The sequence below is a fragment of the Priestia endophytica DSM 13796 genome (assembly GCF_900115845.1).
Taxonomy (GTDB): Bacteria; Bacillota; Bacilli; order Bacillales; family Bacillaceae_H; genus Bacillus_I; species Bacillus_I endophytica.
Genome location: NZ_FOXX01000001.1, coordinates 388,650 through 407,578, shown reverse-complemented (window position 1 = coordinate 407,578; position 18,929 = coordinate 388,650). Strand labels below are relative to the sequence as shown.

Sequence of the window (18,929 nt, the reverse complement as noted above, 5' to 3'; positions counted from 1 at the left end):
GGATCTGCTTTGTCACAATCTATGTATCGTATACTCGTTATCAACCCTGGTTCAACATCAACGAAAATCGGGGTGTTTCATAATGAAGTACCGCTTTTTGAAGAAACGATCCGACATAATCAAGAAGAATTGGCTCCTTTTGAGACAATCAATGATCAGTATGATTTCAGAAAGCAAAAGATTGTTGAGCTTCTTCATAGAGAAGGAATTAACTTATCAAAAATTGATGCCGTTTGTGCACGTGGTGGCTTACTTCGTCCTATTGAAGGGGGGACGTATACCGTTAATGACGCAATGCTAGAAGATTTGAAAGTAGGATATGCAGGACAGCATGCTTCGAACTTAGGAGGCATTATTGCTCACCACATTGCTCAGTCACTAAATATTAAGGCTTATATTGTAGATCCTGTTGTTGTTGATGAACTAAGTGATCTAGCACGTGTTTCAGGACTTCCTGGCATTGAACGAACGAGTATTTTTCATGCTTTGAACCAAAAAGCAGTAGCAAGAAGGTATGCCAAAACGGTTCATAAAAAGTATGAAGATCTTAACTTAATCATCGCTCATATGGGTGGAGGAATTACCGTTGGAGCACATAATCACGGAAAAGTAGTTGACGTAAATAATGGTCTTCACGGAGATGGTCCATTTAGTCCAGAGCGCGCAGGAACGGTTCCTGCTGGAGATTTAGTTCGCATTTGTTTTTCAGGAGAGTATTACCGTGAAGAAGTGATGAAAATGCTTATTGGTCAAGGTGGACTTTATGGCCATCTTGGAACAAATGATGCAGTAAAAGTGACAGAGATGATTCGACAGGGAAATGAAAAAGCTCGCTTAATTTTTGAAGCTATGAGCTATGGAGTTGCAAAAGAAATTGGATCTGCAAGCACTGTACTTAAAGGAAAAGTGGATGCCATTTTATTAACAGGCGGACTCGCATATGGAAAAGAGCTTGTAGCTGATATTACAGAACGAATAAGCTGGATAGCAGACGTTAGTGTTTATCCTGGTGAAAACGAACTTCAAGCCTTAACAGAAGGAGCGCTTCGGGTGCTTCGAGGAGAAGAACGGGCAAAGAAATATCCAAAAGAAATCGAAGTGAATACAAATTTTTCAAAAAGAAGGTGAACTACGTTGTCAAAAGAGTACGATGTGGTCATTATCGGAGGCGGAACCGGTGGGTATGTAGCAGCCATTCGCGCGTCACAGCTTGGCTTCTCAACGGCAATTGTAGAAAAAAATAAACTTGGAGGAACATGCCTTCATGCAGGATGTATTCCAAGCAAAGCACTTTTAAAAAGTGCGGAAGTCTTTCAAACAGCTAAACATAGCGAAGATTATGGAATCCTTTCATCACAAGTGGAGCTTGACTTTTCAAAAGTTCAACAGCGAAAAGAACAAATTGTAGAAAAGCTTTATAGCGGTGTTCAATATTTGATGAAAAAAGGAAAAATCGACGTGTATGAAGGAACAGGTCGCATGCTTGGGCCGTCCATTTTCTCGCCAATGGCAGGTTCTATTTCAGTAGAATTTACAAACGGTGATGAAAACGAAGTACTCATTCCTAAAAACGTGATCTTAGCAACAGGTTCAAGACCTAATACATTACCAAACCTTGAGGTGGACGGAGAAACAGTGATCACATCAGATGAGGCACTGAAAATGGAGAAACTGCCAACATCCATCATTATTGTTGGAGGAGGCGTAATTGGAGTCGAATGGGCCTCAATGTTATGTGACTTCGGAGTTTCGGTCACAATTGTAGAATATAGCGAACGTATTCTCCCAACAGAAGATGAGGATGTATCAAAAGAGATGCACCGTGCTTTAGTAAGCAGAGGGGTTGAAATTGTAACAGGAGCACAAGTGCTGCCAGAAACGCTTCAAAAAGAAGCTGAAGTTGTAATTGAAGCTCAAACAAGTAATGGGAAGCAAACGTTTAAAGGTGAAAGACTTCTTTTATCTGTTGGAAGAAAAGCAAATACAGAAGGAATCGGGATCGAAAATACAAGCATCGAGCTTGATCGCGGTTTTATTATGACAAATGAATACTATCAAACGAAAGAATCACATATTTACGCAATTGGTGATGTTATCGGTGGTCTTCAGCTTGCACATGTTGCATCACATGAAGGAATAAAAGCAGTTGAGCATATTGCTGGACGAACGCCTATCCCCATGCGTTCGACAGATATCCCGAGATGTGTATACAGTTCACCACAGGCTGCAAGCGTTGGCTTAACAGAAGAAGAAGCCATTAAAAATGGATTTCATGTTAAAGTTGGAAAGTTTCCATTTCAAGCAGTCGGTAAAGCGCTGATCTCAGGGGAAGAATCAGGGTTTGCAAAGATCATTGCTGACAAGGAAACAGATGACTTATTAGGTGTTCATCTTATTGGTCCAAATGTAACAGAGCTTATTTCAGAAGCAGGTTTAGCTAAAGTTCTTGATGCAACACCATGGGAAATGGCTCATGCGGTGCACCCGCATCCAAGTTTATCAGAAGTACTTGGTGAAGCAGCGCTTAGCGTTGATGGCAAAGCAATACACTTTTAATTTAAAGGAGGCGGTTATATGGCAGAGAATCGCCATAAATCACTTGGCTTAACAGATGAAAATGTTTTAGAAATGTACAGAACAATGCTCTTATCAAGAAAGATTGATGAGCGCATGTGGCTATTAAATAGAGCGGGGAAAATTCCGTTTGTTATTTCATGTCAAGGACAGGAAGCAACGCAAATCGGAGCGGCGTATGCGCTCAATCGGGAAGAAGATTACATCTTGCCGTATTATCGTGATTTAGGTGTTGTGCTTGCATTTGGAATGACAACTCGTGATTTAATGCTTGCAAGTTTTGCAAAAGGTGAAGATCCAAACTCAGGGGGACGCCAGATGCCTGGTCACTTTGGCAGTAAAAAGCACCGTATTGTTACAGGTTCTTCTCCTGTAACAACTCAGGTTCCGCATGCAGTAGGAATTGCGCTTGGGGCGAAGATGCAGGGGAAAAACTTCGTATCGTTTGTAACATTTGGAGAAGGATCTTCAAATCAAGGAGATTTTCATGAAGGAGCGAACTTTGCAGGCGTTCATAAGTTACCTGTTATTTTAATGTGCGAAAATAATAAATACGCGATTTCTGTTCCAACACATAAGCAATTAGGATGTGAGAAAGTATCTGATCGTGCAGCTGGGTACGGAATGCCAGGTTATACAGTAGACGGGACAGATGTTTTTGATGTTTATGAAGCAACGAAAAGAGCGGCCGATCGGGCACGAAGTGGGGAAGGGCCAACACTAATTGAAGCTGTTTCACATCGTCTAACAGCTCACTCAAGTGATGATGATGATAAAAGCTATCGCGCAAAAGAAGAGCTTGAAGCAGCAAAACAAGATGACCCAGTTGTTAAATTCGCAGCATATTTACGCGAAGAAGGATTGCTAACAGACGAAAAAGAAGAAGAGCTGCTAAAAGAAATCATGGATATTATAAATGATGCAACAGACTATGCTGAAAAAGCAGCATATGCTGACGGAGAGAATGCTTTGAAATACGTATACGGTGAGTAGAGGAGGAAGAAAAATGCCGGTAATTTCTTATATTGAAGCTATTACAGCCGCAATGAGAGAAGAGATGGAAAGAGATGAAAAAGTATTTTTATTAGGAGAAGATGTAGGTGTAAAAGGAGGCGTATTTAAAGCTTCACAAGGTCTTTACGAAAAATTTGGAGAAGCTCGCGTACTAGATACGCCACTTGCTGAATCTGCTATTGCAGGGGTCGGAATAGGGGCTGCAATGTATGGAATGCGTCCAATTGCTGAAATGCAGTTTGCAGATTTTATTATGCCTGCTGTAAACCAAATTATCTCAGAAGCAGCGAAAATTCGCTATCGCTCCAACAATGATTGGAATTGTCCGATTACAATTCGTGCTCCTTATGGGGGCGGTGTTCACGGTGCCCTTTACCACTCACAATCTGTTGAAGCCGTTTTCGCTAATCAGCCTGGTCTTAAGATTGTCATGCCTTCAACACCGTATGATGTGAAAGGGATGCTAAAAGCTGCTATTAGGGACGATGATCCTGTTCTGTTTTTAGAGCATAAGCGTGCGTATCGCTTAATTAAAGGAGAAGTACCAGAAGAAGAGTACGTTGTGCCACTTGATAAAGCAGACGTTAAGCGTGAAGGAGAAGATATTACGGTCATTACATATGGCCTTTGCGTTCATTTTGCACTTCAAGCAGCAGAAAAGCTTGCAGCAGACGGTATTTCTGTTCATGTTTTGGATTTAAGAACAGTTTATCCATTAGATAAAGAAGCAATTATTGAAGCAGCTTCTAAAACAGGGAAAGTGCTGCTTGTAACAGAGGATAATCTAGAAGGAAGCATTATTGGAGAAGTATCGGCTATCATTGCAGAAAATTGTTTGTTTGATCTTGATGCACCAATTAAACGTTTAGCAGGACCAGATGTTCCCGCAATGCCGTATGCTCCACCAATGGAAAAATTCTTTATGATGAATCCAGATAAAATTGAAAAAGCAATGCGTGAGCTTGCAGAGTTTTAAAAGGAGGGAAAAGAATGGCAATCGAAAAAATGACGATGCCACAGCTCGGTGAAAGCGTCACAGAAGGAACCATTTCATCGTGGCTTATTTCTGCCGGTGACACAGTTCAAAAATACGATCCTATTGCAGAAGTAACAACAGATAAAGTAACAGCAGAAGTTCCCTCAAGTTTTGAAGGGAAAATTACAGAAATTGTTGCAAAAGAAGGGGAAACAATTCCTGTTGGCGAAACTATTTGTTATATCGAAGTAGAAGGATCTTCAGCTGAGAATAAAGAAGAGACAGCTGAGAAACCAAGCAAAAAAGAAAGCGAAAAACCAAAAGACGAGAGTGCGAAAACGCGTTACTCACCAGCAGTTCTGCGCCTTTCACAAGAACATAATATTGATTTAACAAAGGTTGTAGGGACAGGTGCTGGTGGTCGTATTACACGTAAAGATATAACAAAAATCATTAATAGCGGCGGTATCAAAGCTGAGACTTCCGCACTTGATACAAAGCCAAAACAAGAATCAAAAGTCGAGAAACCACCTGAACCACCTAAAATGACAGAAAGCACACCTGTTTCTGTTAGCAATGGAGACAAGGAAATTCCGCTTACTCCTGTTCGTAAAGCTATTGCTTCTAATATGGTTCGCAGCAAACATGAAGCACCTCATGCTTGGACAATGGTTGAAGTTGATGCAACAAACCTTGTCAATTATCGTGAGAGCGTAAAAGCTTCCTTCCGTGAAAAAGAAGGCATCAACTTAACGTTCTTTGCTTTCTTCGTAAAAGCTGTTGCGCAAGCTCTTAAAGAATTCCCAGAAGTGAATTCAATGTGGGCAGGAGATAAGATTGTCCAAAAAAGAGATGTTAACATTTCGATTGCTGTAGCAACAGATGATGCCTTATATGTTCCAGTCATTAAACATGCTGATGAAAAAACACTTAAAGGCATTGCACGGGAAATTAGTGAGCTAGCAGCTAAGACGCGTAACGGAAAGCTCACTTCAGATGATATGACAGGTGGGACATTTACAGTGAACAATACAGGTTCATTTGGTTCTGTTCAGTCTATGGGAATTATTAATTACCCGCAAGCAGCTATTTTGCAAGTTGAAACAATTGTTAAACGTCCTGTTGTAATCGATAATATGATTGCAATTCGTGATATGGTAAATATTTGCTTATCGTTAGATCATCGCGTCTTAGACGGTCTTGTTTGCGGAAGATTTCTAGCGCGAGTTAAAGAAATTATTGAAAACATTTCATCCGAGACAGCTCTTTACTAAAAGTTCTCAAGACAAGAAAGATAGCTTATATAAGCTATCTTTCTTTATCATAGAGAATAAAGAAGGAGGAAAATGTGATGAAGCAAAATGAAAGCGTTTTAGAGAGTGCTTGGCTTTCACTAGCTAAAAAAACATTGAAAGATAGGGAATGGGAGTCCATTTGTTCACAGACCCTTGATTCAATCAAAATTGAACCTCTTTACTGGAAGGGAGTGGATCCATCCCTTTTTACAAGAACGCATCGTTCTAGTCCGTATAGTGAACAGCCATGGAGGATTGCACTCATACCAGAAGACTTTTCATCTTATCAACGTGACGGAGAGGAAGCTCGTTTTCTTTACTTACATGAAAACATTAAAGCATCACCATATCTAGAAAATATAATAAAAAAAGATTCCTATTTTTTTATTAAGCAATCTTCTTTAAATTTAGCTTCTTTTCTTCAAAAATACGCTTCCTTACAAATGAAAGGCATCATTGGAAGCGACCCGCTTGGTGAATATTATGCTTCAGCTTCTTTTTCATTAGAGAAAGCTTATGACGAGCTATTGCCTCTTTTTTATATTGATAAAGAAGAAAGTAGGAAACTGCTTATTGTAGACGCTTCTACATACGAAAATGATGGAGCAACCGCTACTCAGCAGCTTGCAAGTGCTATTGCTGTTGCATGTGATTATATAGATGCTTTTGCAAAACGCGGAATATCGCCTGAACAAACCGCAAAAAAAATAGCGTTCACTTTTTCTATAAGTAACGAATTTTTTCAAGAAATAGCAAAAATCAGGGCGTTTCGAGCGCTTTGGATTCATCTTCTAGAATGTTTTCACATTCCTAATCCAACTTCTATCCTTCCACATATTCATGCTAAAACATCTTCTCGTAATAAAACAGCCTACATGACTTATACAAACTTACTTCGTACAACAACAGAATCTCTTTCAGCTCTATTAGGAGGAGTTGATAGTTTATATATTGAGCCTTATGAGCGAAATTCACCTCTTGGAGTTCGGATGGCTCTTAACCTTCATCACATTATTTATTATGAAACAGGAATTTCCTACGTATTAGACGGAGGTGGGGGGTCTTATTATCTTGAAAATTTAACAACAGAGTTTGCCGAAAAAGCTTGGATTCATTTTCAAGCTATCGAAAAAGATGGAGGAATGGCTAATACGTTAGAAAAAGGAACATGGCAGCGAAAAATAGCTATTATACATGAAAAAGAACAAAGGGAAATTCAAAAGGGAAATATTGCGATTGTGGGGACAACAGAGTATATAAGTGAAACGGAAAATCCACCTCTCTTTATTTCAAACGAAAACAGAAGAGCATTTCCTTATGAAAAACTAAGAAGCAGAATATTAGCTACTTTACCATCTTCTAAACGAAACATTACATTATTACTCCTTCATAAAGAACAGGAAGAAATTGGATTTTTTTCTAGAATATTTACATCTGTTGGATTTACGGTGCAGGAAAGTACAGTGTTATCGACCGTAGAAGATCTAAAAAGCTTTTTAAAAGAAGATTTTTCATCTTTCTATATTTTATGCGGCAAGAATGAACTGTATAAACAGTTTGATCTTCCTTCTCTTTTTCAGTTTGATAAACGAATTGTTTTTGCGGTGGATGAAGCACCTCGAAAATCAAGCATCTTTCTATGTAAAGAAGAGGATATTTTATCAAAGGTTGCTTTGTTTATAGAAACGTTGAAAGGAGACGAAGCATGTACAAAAGACCTTCCTTCCAAAAACCGTTCTTAATACATGAAGAGAAGATTTTATCCACATCTCTTAAAACAAGAAAAACAGTAGAAAACATTGATATATACAACATGTATATGGAAGAGAACTTTGAACATCTTCATACAGCGCCAGGAGTTTCTCCATATGTGAGAGGTCCATATCCTACAATGTATACAACAAAGCCTTGGACAATAAGACAGTATGCAGGTTATTCCACAGCTGAGGAAAGCAATGCCTTCTATAAGCGAAACCTTGCAGGGGGACAAAAGGGGCTTAGCATTGCTTTTGATCTTGCAACACATAGAGGATATGATTCTGATCATCCTCGTGTTGAAAGCGATGTTGGCAAAGCAGGGGTTGCAGTTGATTCCATTTTAGATATGAAAATCTTATTTGAGGGCATTCCTCTTGATAAGATGTCTGTTTCGATGACAATGAACGGTGCGGTGCTTCCTGTTATGGCTTTTTATATTGTAGCTGCTGAGGAAGCAGGAGTTGAGCGTGCAAAGCTTTCTGGTACCATTCAAAACGATATTTTAAAAGAGTATATGGTTCGCAATACTTACATTTACCCTCCAACGATGTCAATGAAAATTATTGCGGATATTTTCTCCTACACATCTAAACATATGCCGAAGTTTAATAGCATTAGCATTTCAGGATATCATATGCAAGAAGCAGGAGCACCAGCAGACGTTGAGCTCGCTTACACGCTAGCAAATGGTTTAGAATACGTTAAAACAGGAATAGAAGCTGGTATTGATATTGACTCTTTTGCTCCAAGACTGTCTTTTTTTTGGGGGATTGGCATGAATTATTTTATGGAGATAGCTAAGATGAGAGCCGCGCGTTTTCTATGGGCGGAGCTGATTGGGCCGTTTTCACCGAAAAATCCAAAATCACTTATGCTGCGCACACATTCACAAACATCAGGATGGAGTTTAACAGCACAAGATCCGTTTAACAATGTAGCAAGAACGTGTCTTGAAGCTCTTTCTGCGGTTTTGGGTGGCACACAATCTCTTCACACAAATGCACTTGATGAAGCAATTGCGCTTCCAACTGATTTTTCAGCCGAGATTGCTCGAGCAACTCAGCTTTATCTCCGAGAAGAGACAGGAATCACAAATGTGATTGATCCATGGGGAGGTTCTTACTATGTTGAAAAATTAACAAATGAGCTTATTATGAGGGCGAGAGAGCATATAAAAGAAATGAATGAACTTGGTGGAATGTTAAAAGCTATTGAAGCAGGATGGCCTAAGCTGAAAATTGAAGAAGGAGCTGCAAGACGTCAAGCCCAAATTGATTCAGGTGAAGAAGTGATTGTCGGTGTTAATAAATATAAAAATGAAAACGAAGATCCGCTTGAGATTTTAAAAATTGACAACACGAAAGTAAGAGAAAAGCAGATGGCTAGGCTACAAACATTAAAAAGAGAACGGAATGAAGAAAGGGTAAACGAAACGCTCTCTCTTTTAACAAATGCAGCTGAAACAGGAATGGGAAATTTACTAGATCTTGCTGTTGAGGCTGCTAGAGCTCGAGCAACGCTCGGTGAAATTTCGTACGCTATTGAAAAAACGAGTGGACGTTTTCAAGCTGTAACAAAATCAGTCAGCGGTGTTTATAGCCACTCATTTTCAGAGAAAGAGAAGATTGCAAATGTTCGTAAACAAACTTCTCTATTTTATGAAGAAGAAGGGAGAAGACCACGCATTTTAATCGCGAAAATGGGGCAAGACGGACATGATAGAGGAGCAAAAGTAATTGGCAGTGCTTTTGCAGATTTAGGATTTGATGTTGACATTGGTCCTCTTTTTCAAACACCTGAAGAGACAGCTTGTCAAGCAATTGAAAATGACGTTCATGTTATAGGAATGAGCTCGCTTGCAGCAGGACATACAACATTGCTTCCTAAATTAATGAGAGAGTTAAAAGCACAAGGACGGGAAGATATTGTTGTTATTGTAGGTGGAGTGATTCCAAAAGAAGATTATCCTTTTTTATATAAAGAAGGAGCAGCTGCTATTTTTGGCCCTGGAACCGTTATTCCAGAAGCTGCTGAGAATGTATTAAAAGAGATTATAAAAAGAATTGAGGGAGAGTAGGTGAGCAAGAAAACGGTTAGTGAATATATAGAAGGAATTAAAAATGGTGATCGCGCTCTCTTAGCTCAAACCATTACGCTTATAGAAAGTAATGCAGCAAAACATAGAAAAAAGGCTGAAGCTATTTTAAAAGCTCTTCACCACCTTTCTGGAAACTCGATTAGAATTGGGGTAAGCGGCGTTCCTGGCGCAGGAAAAAGTACGTTTATTGAAACGCTTGGAACATATCTTTGTAACAATGGGTATCATGTTGCTGTATTGGCAGTTGACCCGAGCAGCACTGTTTCAGGAGGAAGCATTTTAGGAGATAAAACAAGAATGAGCGAATTAGCAAGAAACAAGAGAGCGTTTATCAGACCGTCTCCATCTGGTGGAAAGCTTGGTGGCGTTCACTATAAAACGAGAGAAAGCATCCTTTTATGTGAAGCAGCAGGATATGACGTTATTTTTGTTGAAACAGTAGGAGTTGGGCAAGGCGAGACAGAGGTTCGAGAGCTTGTTGATTTTTTTATTCTGCTTGTTTTAACAGGAGGAGGAGACGAGCTTCAACAAATGAAACGAGGAATTTTAGAGCTTGCAGATCTTCTATGTGTTCATAAAGCGGATGGGAATAATAAACAAAAAGCCCTTCTCACTCGAAAAGAGTATGAGCTCTCTCTTCATTTATTGCATAGCAATCAAGATGGATGGGAGCCTAAAGCTGTTTCATGCTCTTCACTAGATAATGAAGGAATAGAAGAAATATGGGATATCATTTGTGAGTTCAAAACATACATGAAAGAAAGAAACCTTTTTTATGAAAGAAGAATGAAGCAGTCAAATGCTTGGTTAGAAAATCTTGTGAGAGAATATTTATGGCATTCTTTTTATGAAAATGAAGAAGTGAGAAAATATTTTTATGATATTAAAAAAAGAACAGAGCATGGAAGCTTAACCGCATTAGAGGGAGCATATGAGCTTATTCACCTTTATGAAAAAAGTACCGTGAAAAATGAACGCTGTGACTAATCCATTCTCATTGTGTTCTTTTATAAAAGTTGCTAAGATAAAGAGAAAAGACTTGTTTGAAGCATTAGAGGATAACGGTCAATAAGGAGGAACAGCGCACAATGGATTTAAATTTCAATTTATTTATGAATGACGTTGTAAGACAAGCACGTCAAGAGGCAGTAGCCGCAGGATATACTGAGCTTACAACGCCAGAAGACGTTGAAGATACATTTGCTCAATCAGGAACAACTCTTGTTCTTGTAAACTCTGTTTGTGGGTGTGCAGGAGGCATTGCTCGTCCAGCAGCAGCTCACTCTGTTCACTATGACAAACGTCCAACGCGTCTTGTTACGGTGTTTGCTGGTCAAGATAAGGAAGCAACAGCACGCGCTCGTGAGTATTTTACAGACTATCCGCCATCATCCCCATCATTTGCACTTTTAAAAGATGGAAAACTTGTTTCAATGGTTGAAAGACACGAAATCGAAGGTCATGAACCAATGCAAGTTGTGATGAAGCTACAAGAAGCATTTGAAAAACACTGTGAGGAAGTATAAATAGTTTTGTAGAAGAACGATGATTATCGTTCTTCTTTTTTTGCATAAAATTACTATTTTTATAAGTGTGCTCTTTAAATATCTAATGTGGAAGGGTGTTGAGTGGTTGTTATATAAGTGAATCTATGAAAAAACAAATCTATATTTAAAAAATATATTGCATAATTATAAAGTTCCGTTATAATACAAAATATATAGTAGAATAATAAAAGTTATCAAATCATATGATTAATTATTTATATTTTAGGGGGATTTATCGTGATGAAGAAATGGTCTTTATTATTTGTATTCGTATTAATCGTTGGCCTTCTTTCAGCTTGCGGGAGCAAAGAAAATAGCGAAGATAAAAAAGTATTAGTTATGGGAACGTCGGCAGACTACCCTCCGTTTGAATATGTAGATACAGGTAAAAGTGAAGAAGTTGTCGGTTTTGACATTGATCTTGCTAAAATGGTAGCAAAAGAGCTTGGATATAAAGTAGAAGTAAAAGATATGGAATTTAACGGACTTATTACAGCATTAAAATCAGATCAAGTTGATTTTGTATTATCAGGTATGACACCAACGGAAAAGCGTAAAAAGAACGTTGATTTTTCAGACATCTATTACACAAACAAAAACATGATTGTAACAACAGATAAAAACATTAAATCAATTGAAGATTTAAAAGGAAAAACAGTTGGAGTTCAAACTTCTTCTATTCAAGAAGATGCAGCAAAAGAAGCGAAGAAAAGCGTTAATCTAACAATTGAATCACGCGATCGTATTCCACAGCTTGTATCAGAAATGAAAGCGGGACGTTTTGACGCAGCTATTATTGAAGATAATGTTGCAAAAGGATATTTAGAAAAAGATAAAGAATTAAACGGTACTGTGATGGAAGGCGGAGACGATGCAGGAATGGCAATGGCTTTCCCGAAAGACAGTGAATTAACAAAAGAATTTAACCGCGTTCTAAAAGAAAAACAAGAGAACGGTGAAGTTGATAAACTAATTCAAAAATGGTTCAACAACTAATGAAAGACGAAGAAAAGAGTAGAGGGGAAGGGATACAATGAATCTGGATTTCCAACAGCTCGGACCTTCCATCTCTTACATTTTACAAGGGATACAGGTTACGCTACAGATTGTTGTTTTAGCCGCTTTAATCGGCTTTGTATTTGGAATTATCCTAGCATTATGTAAGATTAGTAGATTTAAAGTTCTTGCTTGGCTTGCAAATATTTATACATCTGTTTTTCGAGGAACGCCACTTGTATTACAGCTCATTATTATTTATACAGGTCTTCCTGAATTAACAGGAATCAAAATTGAAGCATACCCAGCAGCGGTGGCCGCTTTTGCTCTAAACTCTGCTGCCTATATTTCAGAAATTATCCGTGCAGGCATCCAAGCGGTTGACAAAGGTCAAACAGAAGCCGCAATGGCTTTAGGAGTACCGCCTCAAAAAACATTAAGACACATTATTTTGCCACAGGCACTGAAAAACATTTTACCAGCGCTCATGAACGAATTTATTTCATTAACAAAAGAATCAGCAATTGTAACAGTAATTGGTGTTACAGATGTTATGCGTAGAGCGTATATCGTTGGAGGAGATTTGTACTCTTACTTAGAGCCGCTTCTAGTAGCTGGTCTTATCTACTATGTAATGGTTATGATTTTAACGCTTCTCGGAAGAAAGCTCGAGGGGAGACTGAAGAAAAGTGATTAAGGTTGAAAATTTACACAAATCGTTCGGTAAAACACATGTATTAAAAGGAATTACAACAGAAATTAAAAAAGGGGAAGTTTTGGCAATCATCGGACCTTCTGGTTCAGGAAAATCAACGTTCCTTCGCTGCCTTAACTTACTTGAAAAACCCTCTGATGGGCTTGTGGAAATTAACGGGGAACAGATAACGGAGAAAAATGCGATGAAAATTCGTCAAAATATCGGCATGGTATTTCAGCATTTTCATCTTTTTCCACACAAAACAGTGTTAGAGAATGTAACGTATGCACCTATTAATGTTAAAGGTGTTGGAAAAGAAGAGGCAATCAAGTTAGGAAAAGAACTTCTTGAAAAAGTAGGTTTGGCAAATAAAGCAGACGCTTATCCAAACAGACTTTCAGGAGGACAAAAACAGCGTGTTGCGATTGCAAGAGCGCTTGCAATGGAGCCTGAGGCCATTCTTTTTGATGAACCAACATCAGCTCTTGATCCTGAGATGGTAAAAGAGGTGCTCGAAGTTATGAAATCTCTTGCCCAAACAGGCATGACGATGGCTATTGTTACACATGAAATGGGTTTTGCTCGTGAAGTAGCTGACAGAGTTTTCTTTTTAGATAACGGTCTTCTTGTTGAAGAAGGAGAACCTGAAGCATTTTTCACAGCACCAAAAACAGAAAGAGCGCAGGAATTTTTAGAAAAAGTTTTATAAAAGAGGGGGAGTTACTTTTCGAAGTAACTCCCTTTTTATTTTAGAATATGAAAGAGAACCTATTGCGCGTTTTCTGATTCCGTGATACAAATTGAAAGAAGTTATTTTAAACTTATAGGAGTAGGCAAAACATGAAATTTCGAATTGGCTATCGTACGCTGAAAACAGCAGTTGGAACAGGGCTTGCGATTTTTATTGCTCAGCTTTTGTCCCTTGATAATTTTGTTTCAGCAGGGATTTTGACAATCCTTTGTGTGAAAAGTTCAACAAGGCAATCTGTTCAAAGTGCATGGTCACGTCTTGTGGCATGTATGATTGCAATGGGTTTTTCTTTTATCTTCTTTGAGCTAATCGGGTATAACCCAGCCTCAATTGGTCTTCTTCTTCTTTTCTTTATTCCAACAACGGTTCTCTTAAAAGTTAGTGAAGGAATTGTAACAAGTTCTGTTATTATCTTGCATATTTACTCATTTGGTGAAGTGACATGGCGTATTATCTTAAACGAGACAGGAATTATTTTAACAGGAATTGGCGTAGCACTCATAGCTAATCTCTACATGCCAAGCTTAGATCGACAGCTCAAAACATATCAACGCCAAATCGAAGATAATTTCAAGAAAATATTAGGCGAGATGGCATCTTACTTACAAAAGAATGAAAGTCAGTGGATGGGCCAGGAGATTACCGAAACAGCTAACATTCTAGCAAAAGCAAAAAGTTTGTCTTTTAGGGATGTTGAAAATCATTTTCGCCGCACTGAAAATTACTATTATCACTATTTCAAGACGCGTGAAAAACAGTTCGAAATTATTGAACGCATTCTACCTGTTGTTACATCAATTGAACCAATGGTCGAACAGCGCCATATGATTGGAGCATTTATGGAAGAGCTTAGTCTTTCCATTCATCCAGGAAACACAGCAAAGCTGTTTTTACTGAAGCTTGAAAGTCTTGCAAAAGAATTTCGAAAGATGCCGCTTCCCCAAACGCGTGAAGAATTTGAAGCACGGGCACAGCTTTACAGGTTTATGAAAGAGATAGAGCAATATTTAATAGCAAAAGAATCATTAAAAGTAGACATATAAAAAGCAAGCCGAAAAGGCTTGCTTTTTTGTATGAGAATAACGAGAGAAGTGAAGAATAACCGCAAAAAGGAGGGGTTTTTTTGAAACTTCTACGGTTTTTATGTTTATCACTTTGCTCTTTTGTACTCTTTCCGTCACATGCTTATCAGCAAGAACAAGAACCGCTTGTTATTGTGAATAAAGCTATCAATCAAGCTGCGTTTATTAAAGGAGATAATATTATAAAAGTTGTGGATGCTGCTTCTGGGAAAACAGAGGAGCTAACTCCAGAAGGGCTTTTTACCGTTATAGTGAAAGCTAAAAATCCATATTATCGGAAAAAGGATATTGAAGGGGGAAGTCCTGAAAATCCTCTTGGCACAAGATGGATTGGATTTGACGCTCGTGAAACAGACGGTAGAATTTACGGTATTCATGGAACAAATCAAAGTAGTTCAATTGGTCAATATGTAACAAACGGATGCATTAGGCTCTCAAATGAAAATGTAGAATGGTTATACGAAAACGTTCCTAAAGGAACGAGCGTTTATATTGTAAAAAAAGACGTGCCTTTTCAAGTTTTAATAGAGGAGGTCAAAACATTAAGGCATAAAAATTAATTTGTGAAAATTGCAAAAAATAAGTTGCTTCTTCTCTCTTGGAAGATATAAACTATAAGCACAAAATCTAAATAGGGAAAGGGCCATTGTATGGAGAAGAAGCCGGTTCAGCGTAGTATGAGAAGAGACAGGGGAATTTTTGGGCGTTTATTTTTACTGTTTTTTCTCTTTTTTATTTTAGCTATTGTTCTTATTGTTGCTTTTAATCTTCAAAAGGAAGAGCCTACTGACACCAAAACAAGCGAGCAGAAAGATGAGAAAAAAAGTGAACCTGCTTTTCCTGCTCTTTCGGAAACCATTGATCAAAAAGTTCAAGGAGTATCAGTTATTTCGAATCCTAATTCTTTGTTGCTTGTTGTCAATAAAAAGCGAAGTCTCCCGGAAGGATTTATCCCACAGAATCTTGTAGTTCCTAACGTTGAATTTTCCTTTAGCGGTGAGGCGGAGAAAAAGTATTTACGACAAGAAGCTGCAAAAGCACTTGAGAAGTTATTCGCTGAAGGAGAAAAAGAAGGGATTAAACTTTATGCTGTTTCAGGTTATCGTTCTTATGACCGTCAAATTGCTGTATTTAATCAGCATGTACAGGATTATGGAGAAGTGGAAACAAAAAAAGTCAGCGCAGTTCCTGGAACAAGTGAACATCAAACAGGCTTAGCAATAGATGTTTCTTCTCAGTCGGCCAACTTTCTTTTAACAGAGCAATTTGGGGAAACAGAAGAGGGGAAGTGGCTTAAAGAGAATGCCTACAAGCAAGGCTATATTATTCGTTATCCAAAAGGAAAAGAAGAGGAAACAGGGTATTCTTATGAACCATGGCATATTCGATATGTAGGAAAGGAACATGCTACTTATCTATATAAACAAGGATTAACATTAGAAGAAGCTAGTAGATAAAAAGAGATGGCGGAGGGGAATTATGCACATTATAAAAGCCTGTGTAACAGATTATAAAAAGGTAGCCGTTCTTTTTAACGAATATCGTGTTTTTTATAAACAGAAAAGTGATATAAAAGCTGCTGAACGCTTTATTTATGAACGTTTACACAACAAGGAATCTGTCATCTTTTTAGCTTTAGAGGAAGCTGAAGCTGTAGGTTTTGCTCAGCTGTATCCTTCTTTTACTTCAATTGGAATAAAGAGAATCATTATTTTAAATGATTTGTATGTTACAGAAAAAACGAGAGGAAGCGGAGTAGGTGCCGCTCTTTTACAAAAAGTAAAGGAGTACGGCAAACAAGAAGAGATAGGTTCAATTGTTTTGCAAACAGCAAAAGATAACGCTCGTGCTCAGCATCTATATGAAAAGTTGGGATATCAAAAAGACGATCACTATTTCTATTACTCCTTATCTCTATAGAAAATGGACCTTATAGTCAGGTCCATTTTTTATACCCATGTGCTAATACCAATCATAATGGTAGAAAGAATCATAATACCAAGCATAATCATTACAATCGTTTTTTGGATTTTCTTATTAGACACTTTCGGCCAACTCCCTGTCTTTTATTTGTCTACATTGTAGCTTTTCCTGAAGCATTCGACAAGCGTTGTGTTATAAAAGGAAAAAAGAGAAACATATAGAATAGATATAGAAAGAATACGATAATGATAAGGGAGGATGCAATGATTGAAAAAGTAGATCATATTGGAATTGCTGTACATTCAATTGAAAGCGCTTTATATATGTATGAGAAACTGCTTGGTCTCACTCTAATTGGAGAGGAAATTGTGGAAAGTCAAGGTGTAAAAGTAGCTTTTTTAGAGACGCCATCAGCTAAAATTGAACTTCTTGAACCATTAGAACAAAAGGGAGCTATTTTTTCGTTTTTAAATAAAAGAGGAGAAGGTATTCATCATATTGCTTTTCGTGTTCAAAATATAAGAGCGAAAATACAAGAGCTTGAAAGCAAAGGTCTCACAATGATCGATAATAAACCGAGAATAGGAGCGGGAGGCGCTCTTATTGCTTTTTTACATCCATCTTCAACACATAAAGTACTTATTGAGCTTTGTGAAAAAGGGGGAGATCAGCGTGTATGAAAAACTTTATAGTCTTCACGACAAGAAGGAAGCAGTTGAACTTGGAGGTGGTAAGGAGGCTATTGAGAAACAGCATAAAAAGAACAAGTTAACGGCAAGAGAGCGGATTGATTTGCTTCTTGATGAAGACTCTTTTGTGGAACTTAATCCTTTTATAAAACATCGTTGTCATGATTTTGGTCTTCATGAAAAAGAAGCCCCTGGTGAAGGTGTTGTGACGGGGTATGGGAAAATAATGGGGAGGCCTATTTATTTATTTTCGCAAGATTTTACCGTTTTTGGAGGTGCGCTTGGGGAAATGCATGCAAAAAAGATTACGCATGTAATGGACTTAGCGGCTAAAACAGGAGTTCCCTTTATCGGATTGAATGATTCAGGAGGAGCTCGCATTCAAGAAGGAGTAGCCTCTCTTGACGGATATGGTCATGTTTTTTATCGAAACGTGATTTACTCAGGCGTTATTCCTCAAATATCAGTTATTATGGGCCCTTGCGCTGGAGGAGCTGTTTATTCTCCTGCGATTACTGATTTTGTTTTTATGGTCGAAGAGAGAAGTCAAATGTTTATAACAGGTCCAAAAGTAATTGAGACTGTAACAGGAGAAAAAATAGCCGCAGAAGATTTAGGAGGCGCACATGTTCATAACGCCATAAGCGGGAACGCTCATTTTTCAGCTCAAAGTGAAGAAGAAACATTAGCAAATGTCAGGAAATTGCTGTCTTATTTACCTCAAAATAATCGTGAACAACCACCATATGTTGCTGTTCAATCTTCCAATGATGATCGCCCAAATTTACTTCATATTGTACCAGATAACCCTACACGCCCTTATGATATCCGCCTTGTAATTCAAGAAATTGTAGATCATAACACCTTTTTTGAAATTCACAGAGAGTTTGCGAAAAATATTGTTGTTGGCCTTGCTAGAATAGAAGGGAAAACAGTTGGATTAGTATGCAATCAGCCGCGCATTATGGCAGGAGGCCTTGATATTAATTCTTCAGATAAAGCTGCTCGCTTCATTCGTTTTTGCGACTGTTTTAATATTCCGCTTATCACGCTTGAAGATGTAACAGGGTTCTTTCCTGGTGTAAAACAAGAGCATGGTGGTATCATAAGACATGGAGCAAAAATTTTATATGCTTACTCAGAAGCAACAGTGCCAAAGTTAACTGTTATTTTACGTAAAGCATACGGTGGAGCTTATGTTGCTCTAAACAGCAAAGCAATAGGGGCAGATCTCGTGTACGCATGGCCTCACGCTGAAGTTGCCGTTATGGGGCCTGAAGGAGCTGCAAACATTATCTTCGCGCAAGAGATTGCTAATAGCAGTAATCCTGAAGAAACAAGAAAAAGCAAAATTGAAGAATACCGAGAAAAATTTGCAAATCCTTTTGTTGCTGCAAGTCTTGGGATGATTGATGACGTTATTGACCCAAGAGAAACACGAATAAAATTGAAGAAGGCACTTGAAATGCTTCGTCACAAAAAAGAAGAGCGTCCAGCGAAAAAACATGGAAATATTCCACTGTAATACC

General features: G+C 38.2%; 19 protein-coding genes. 18 read left to right on the top strand and 1 reads right to left on the bottom strand.

Features of this window, described 5'->3' with window-relative positions; all coding sequences use genetic code 11:
* The first annotated feature begins 21 nt into the window (after positions 1-21).
* From buk to BM012_RS01995, 16 genes are all read left to right on the top strand, one after another.
* Positions 22-1,128: a butyrate kinase gene (gene buk, locus BM012_RS02070; RefSeq protein ID WP_372440004.1), complete on the top strand. Its 1,107-nt coding sequence runs from the start codon at positions 22-24 to the stop codon at positions 1,126-1,128.
* Between the two features lie 6 nt (positions 1,129-1,134).
* Positions 1,135-2,556, top strand: coding sequence for a dihydrolipoyl dehydrogenase (lpdA, locus tag BM012_RS02065; protein WP_061801925.1), 1,422 nt, complete (start codon positions 1,135-1,137; stop codon positions 2,554-2,556).
* An 18-nt stretch (positions 2,557-2,574) separates the two neighbouring features.
* The gene (locus BM012_RS02060) at positions 2,575-3,567 is read left to right on the top strand and encodes a thiamine pyrophosphate-dependent dehydrogenase E1 component subunit alpha (protein ID WP_061801924.1); all 993 of its coding nucleotides are present in this window, start codon (positions 2,575-2,577) and stop codon (positions 3,565-3,567) included.
* Between the two features lie 13 nt (positions 3,568-3,580).
* Positions 3,581-4,564: an alpha-ketoacid dehydrogenase subunit beta gene (locus BM012_RS02055; protein WP_061801923.1), complete on the top strand. Its 984-nt coding sequence runs from the start codon at positions 3,581-3,583 to the stop codon at positions 4,562-4,564.
* A 14-nt stretch (positions 4,565-4,578) separates the two neighbouring features.
* Positions 4,579-5,838 carry a dihydrolipoamide acetyltransferase family protein gene (locus BM012_RS02050; protein ID WP_061801922.1) on the top strand — a complete coding sequence of 420 codons (1,260 nt, stop codon included), beginning with the start codon at positions 4,579-4,581 and terminating at the stop codon, positions 5,836-5,838.
* A gap of 77 nt (positions 5,839-5,915) precedes the next feature.
* Complete coding sequence (locus BM012_RS02045; protein ID WP_061801921.1) at positions 5,916-7,601, top strand: methylmalonyl-CoA mutase family protein; 1,686 nt, start codon at positions 5,916-5,918, stop codon at positions 7,599-7,601.
* Positions 7,565-9,694, top strand: coding sequence for a methylmalonyl-CoA mutase (gene scpA, locus BM012_RS02040; RefSeq protein ID WP_061801920.1), 2,130 nt, complete (start codon positions 7,565-7,567; stop codon positions 9,692-9,694). The genes BM012_RS02045 and scpA overlap by 37 nt, the downstream gene beginning before the upstream one ends.
* Positions 9,695-10,702, top strand: a complete 1,008-nt coding sequence (gene meaB / locus BM012_RS02035) for a methylmalonyl Co-A mutase-associated GTPase MeaB (RefSeq protein WP_061801919.1) — start codon at positions 9,695-9,697, stop codon at positions 10,700-10,702.
* 101 nt (positions 10,703-10,803) lie between these two features.
* A complete protein-coding gene (locus BM012_RS02030) occupies positions 10,804-11,241 on the top strand; it encodes a BrxA/BrxB family bacilliredoxin (RefSeq protein WP_061801918.1) in 438 nt (145 codons plus the stop codon).
* A 261-nt stretch (positions 11,242-11,502) separates the two neighbouring features.
* The gene (locus tag BM012_RS02025) at positions 11,503-12,258 is read left to right on the top strand and encodes a transporter substrate-binding domain-containing protein (RefSeq protein ID WP_061802321.1); all 756 of its coding nucleotides are present in this window, start codon (positions 11,503-11,505) and stop codon (positions 12,256-12,258) included.
* Positions 12,259-12,295: 37 nt separating this feature from the next.
* Positions 12,296-12,955: an amino acid ABC transporter permease gene (locus BM012_RS02020; RefSeq protein WP_061801917.1), complete on the top strand. Its 660-nt coding sequence runs from the start codon at positions 12,296-12,298 to the stop codon at positions 12,953-12,955.
* On the top strand, positions 12,948-13,664 hold the full coding sequence (locus tag BM012_RS02015; protein WP_061801916.1) for an amino acid ABC transporter ATP-binding protein: 717 nt from the start codon (positions 12,948-12,950) through the stop codon (positions 13,662-13,664). Before BM012_RS02020 ends, BM012_RS02015 begins: the two co-directional genes overlap by 8 nt.
* 131 nt (positions 13,665-13,795) lie before the next feature.
* Entirely contained in the window at positions 13,796-14,749 is a 954-nt protein-coding gene (locus BM012_RS02010; RefSeq protein WP_061801915.1) for an aromatic acid exporter family protein, read from the top strand.
* An 80-nt stretch (positions 14,750-14,829) separates the two neighbouring features.
* Positions 14,830-15,348 carry a L,D-transpeptidase gene (locus BM012_RS02005; protein WP_061801914.1) on the top strand — a complete coding sequence of 173 codons (519 nt, stop codon included), beginning with the start codon at positions 14,830-14,832 and terminating at the stop codon, positions 15,346-15,348.
* A gap of 117 nt (positions 15,349-15,465) precedes the next feature.
* Positions 15,466-16,245, top strand: a complete 780-nt coding sequence (locus BM012_RS02000; RefSeq protein ID WP_407719603.1) for a M15 family metallopeptidase — start codon at positions 15,466-15,468, stop codon at positions 16,243-16,245.
* A gap of 22 nt (positions 16,246-16,267) precedes the next feature.
* Positions 16,268-16,708 carry a GNAT family N-acetyltransferase gene (locus tag BM012_RS01995; protein WP_061801912.1) on the top strand — a complete coding sequence of 147 codons (441 nt, stop codon included), beginning with the start codon at positions 16,268-16,270 and terminating at the stop codon, positions 16,706-16,708.
* 29 nt (positions 16,709-16,737) lie between these two features.
* On the opposite strand, the gene prli42 is transcribed toward BM012_RS01995, so the two are convergent.
* On the bottom strand, positions 16,738-16,833 hold the full coding sequence (gene prli42, locus BM012_RS26250; protein ID WP_019391577.1) for a stressosome-associated protein Prli42: 96 nt from the start codon (positions 16,831-16,833) through the stop codon (positions 16,738-16,740).
* Positions 16,834-16,974: 141 nt separating this feature from the next.
* Here prli42 and mce point away from each other — a divergent pair, with 141 nt between their 5' ends.
* Complete coding sequence (gene mce / locus BM012_RS01990) at positions 16,975-17,391, top strand: methylmalonyl-CoA epimerase (protein WP_061801911.1); 417 nt, start codon at positions 16,975-16,977, stop codon at positions 17,389-17,391.
* Positions 17,384-18,925, top strand: a complete 1,542-nt coding sequence (locus tag BM012_RS01985; protein ID WP_372439994.1) for an acyl-CoA carboxylase subunit beta — start codon at positions 17,384-17,386, stop codon at positions 18,923-18,925. Before mce ends, BM012_RS01985 begins: the two co-directional genes overlap by 8 nt.
* Positions 18,926-18,929: the final 4 nt, after the last annotated feature.

Bases quoted from the DNA above. Each gene is read 5' to 3' on its own strand.
- BM012_RS02010 (WP_061801915.1), top strand. From the start codon at position 13,796: ATGAAATTTCGAATTGGCTATCGTACGCTGAAAACAGCAGTTGGAACA.
- BM012_RS02055 (WP_061801923.1), top strand. From the start codon at position 3,581: ATGCCGGTAATTTCTTATATTGAAGCTATTACAGCCGCAATGAGAGAA.
- BM012_RS02060 (WP_061801924.1), top strand. From the start codon at position 2,575: ATGGCAGAGAATCGCCATAAATCACTTGGCTTAACAGATGAAAATGTT.
- mce (WP_061801911.1), top strand. From the start codon at position 16,975: ATGATTGAAAAAGTAGATCATATTGGAATTGCTGTACATTCAATTGAA.
- BM012_RS02030 (WP_061801918.1), top strand. From the start codon at position 10,804: ATGGATTTAAATTTCAATTTATTTATGAATGACGTTGTAAGACAAGCA.
- BM012_RS02025 (WP_061802321.1), top strand. From the start codon at position 11,503: ATGAAGAAATGGTCTTTATTATTTGTATTCGTATTAATCGTTGGCCTT.
- BM012_RS01995 (WP_061801912.1), top strand. From the start codon at position 16,268: ATGCACATTATAAAAGCCTGTGTAACAGATTATAAAAAGGTAGCCGTT.
- BM012_RS02045 (WP_061801921.1), top strand. From the start codon at position 5,916: ATGAAGCAAAATGAAAGCGTTTTAGAGAGTGCTTGGCTTTCACTAGCT.
- BM012_RS02020 (WP_061801917.1), top strand. From the start codon at position 12,296: ATGAATCTGGATTTCCAACAGCTCGGACCTTCCATCTCTTACATTTTA.
- buk (WP_372440004.1), top strand. From the start codon at position 22: ATGTATCGTATACTCGTTATCAACCCTGGTTCAACATCAACGAAAATC.
- BM012_RS02050 (WP_061801922.1), top strand. From the start codon at position 4,579: ATGGCAATCGAAAAAATGACGATGCCACAGCTCGGTGAAAGCGTCACA.
- scpA (WP_061801920.1), top strand. From the start codon at position 7,565: ATGTACAAAAGACCTTCCTTCCAAAAACCGTTCTTAATACATGAAGAG.
- BM012_RS02000 (WP_407719603.1), top strand. From the start codon at position 15,466: ATGAGAAGAGACAGGGGAATTTTTGGGCGTTTATTTTTACTGTTTTTT.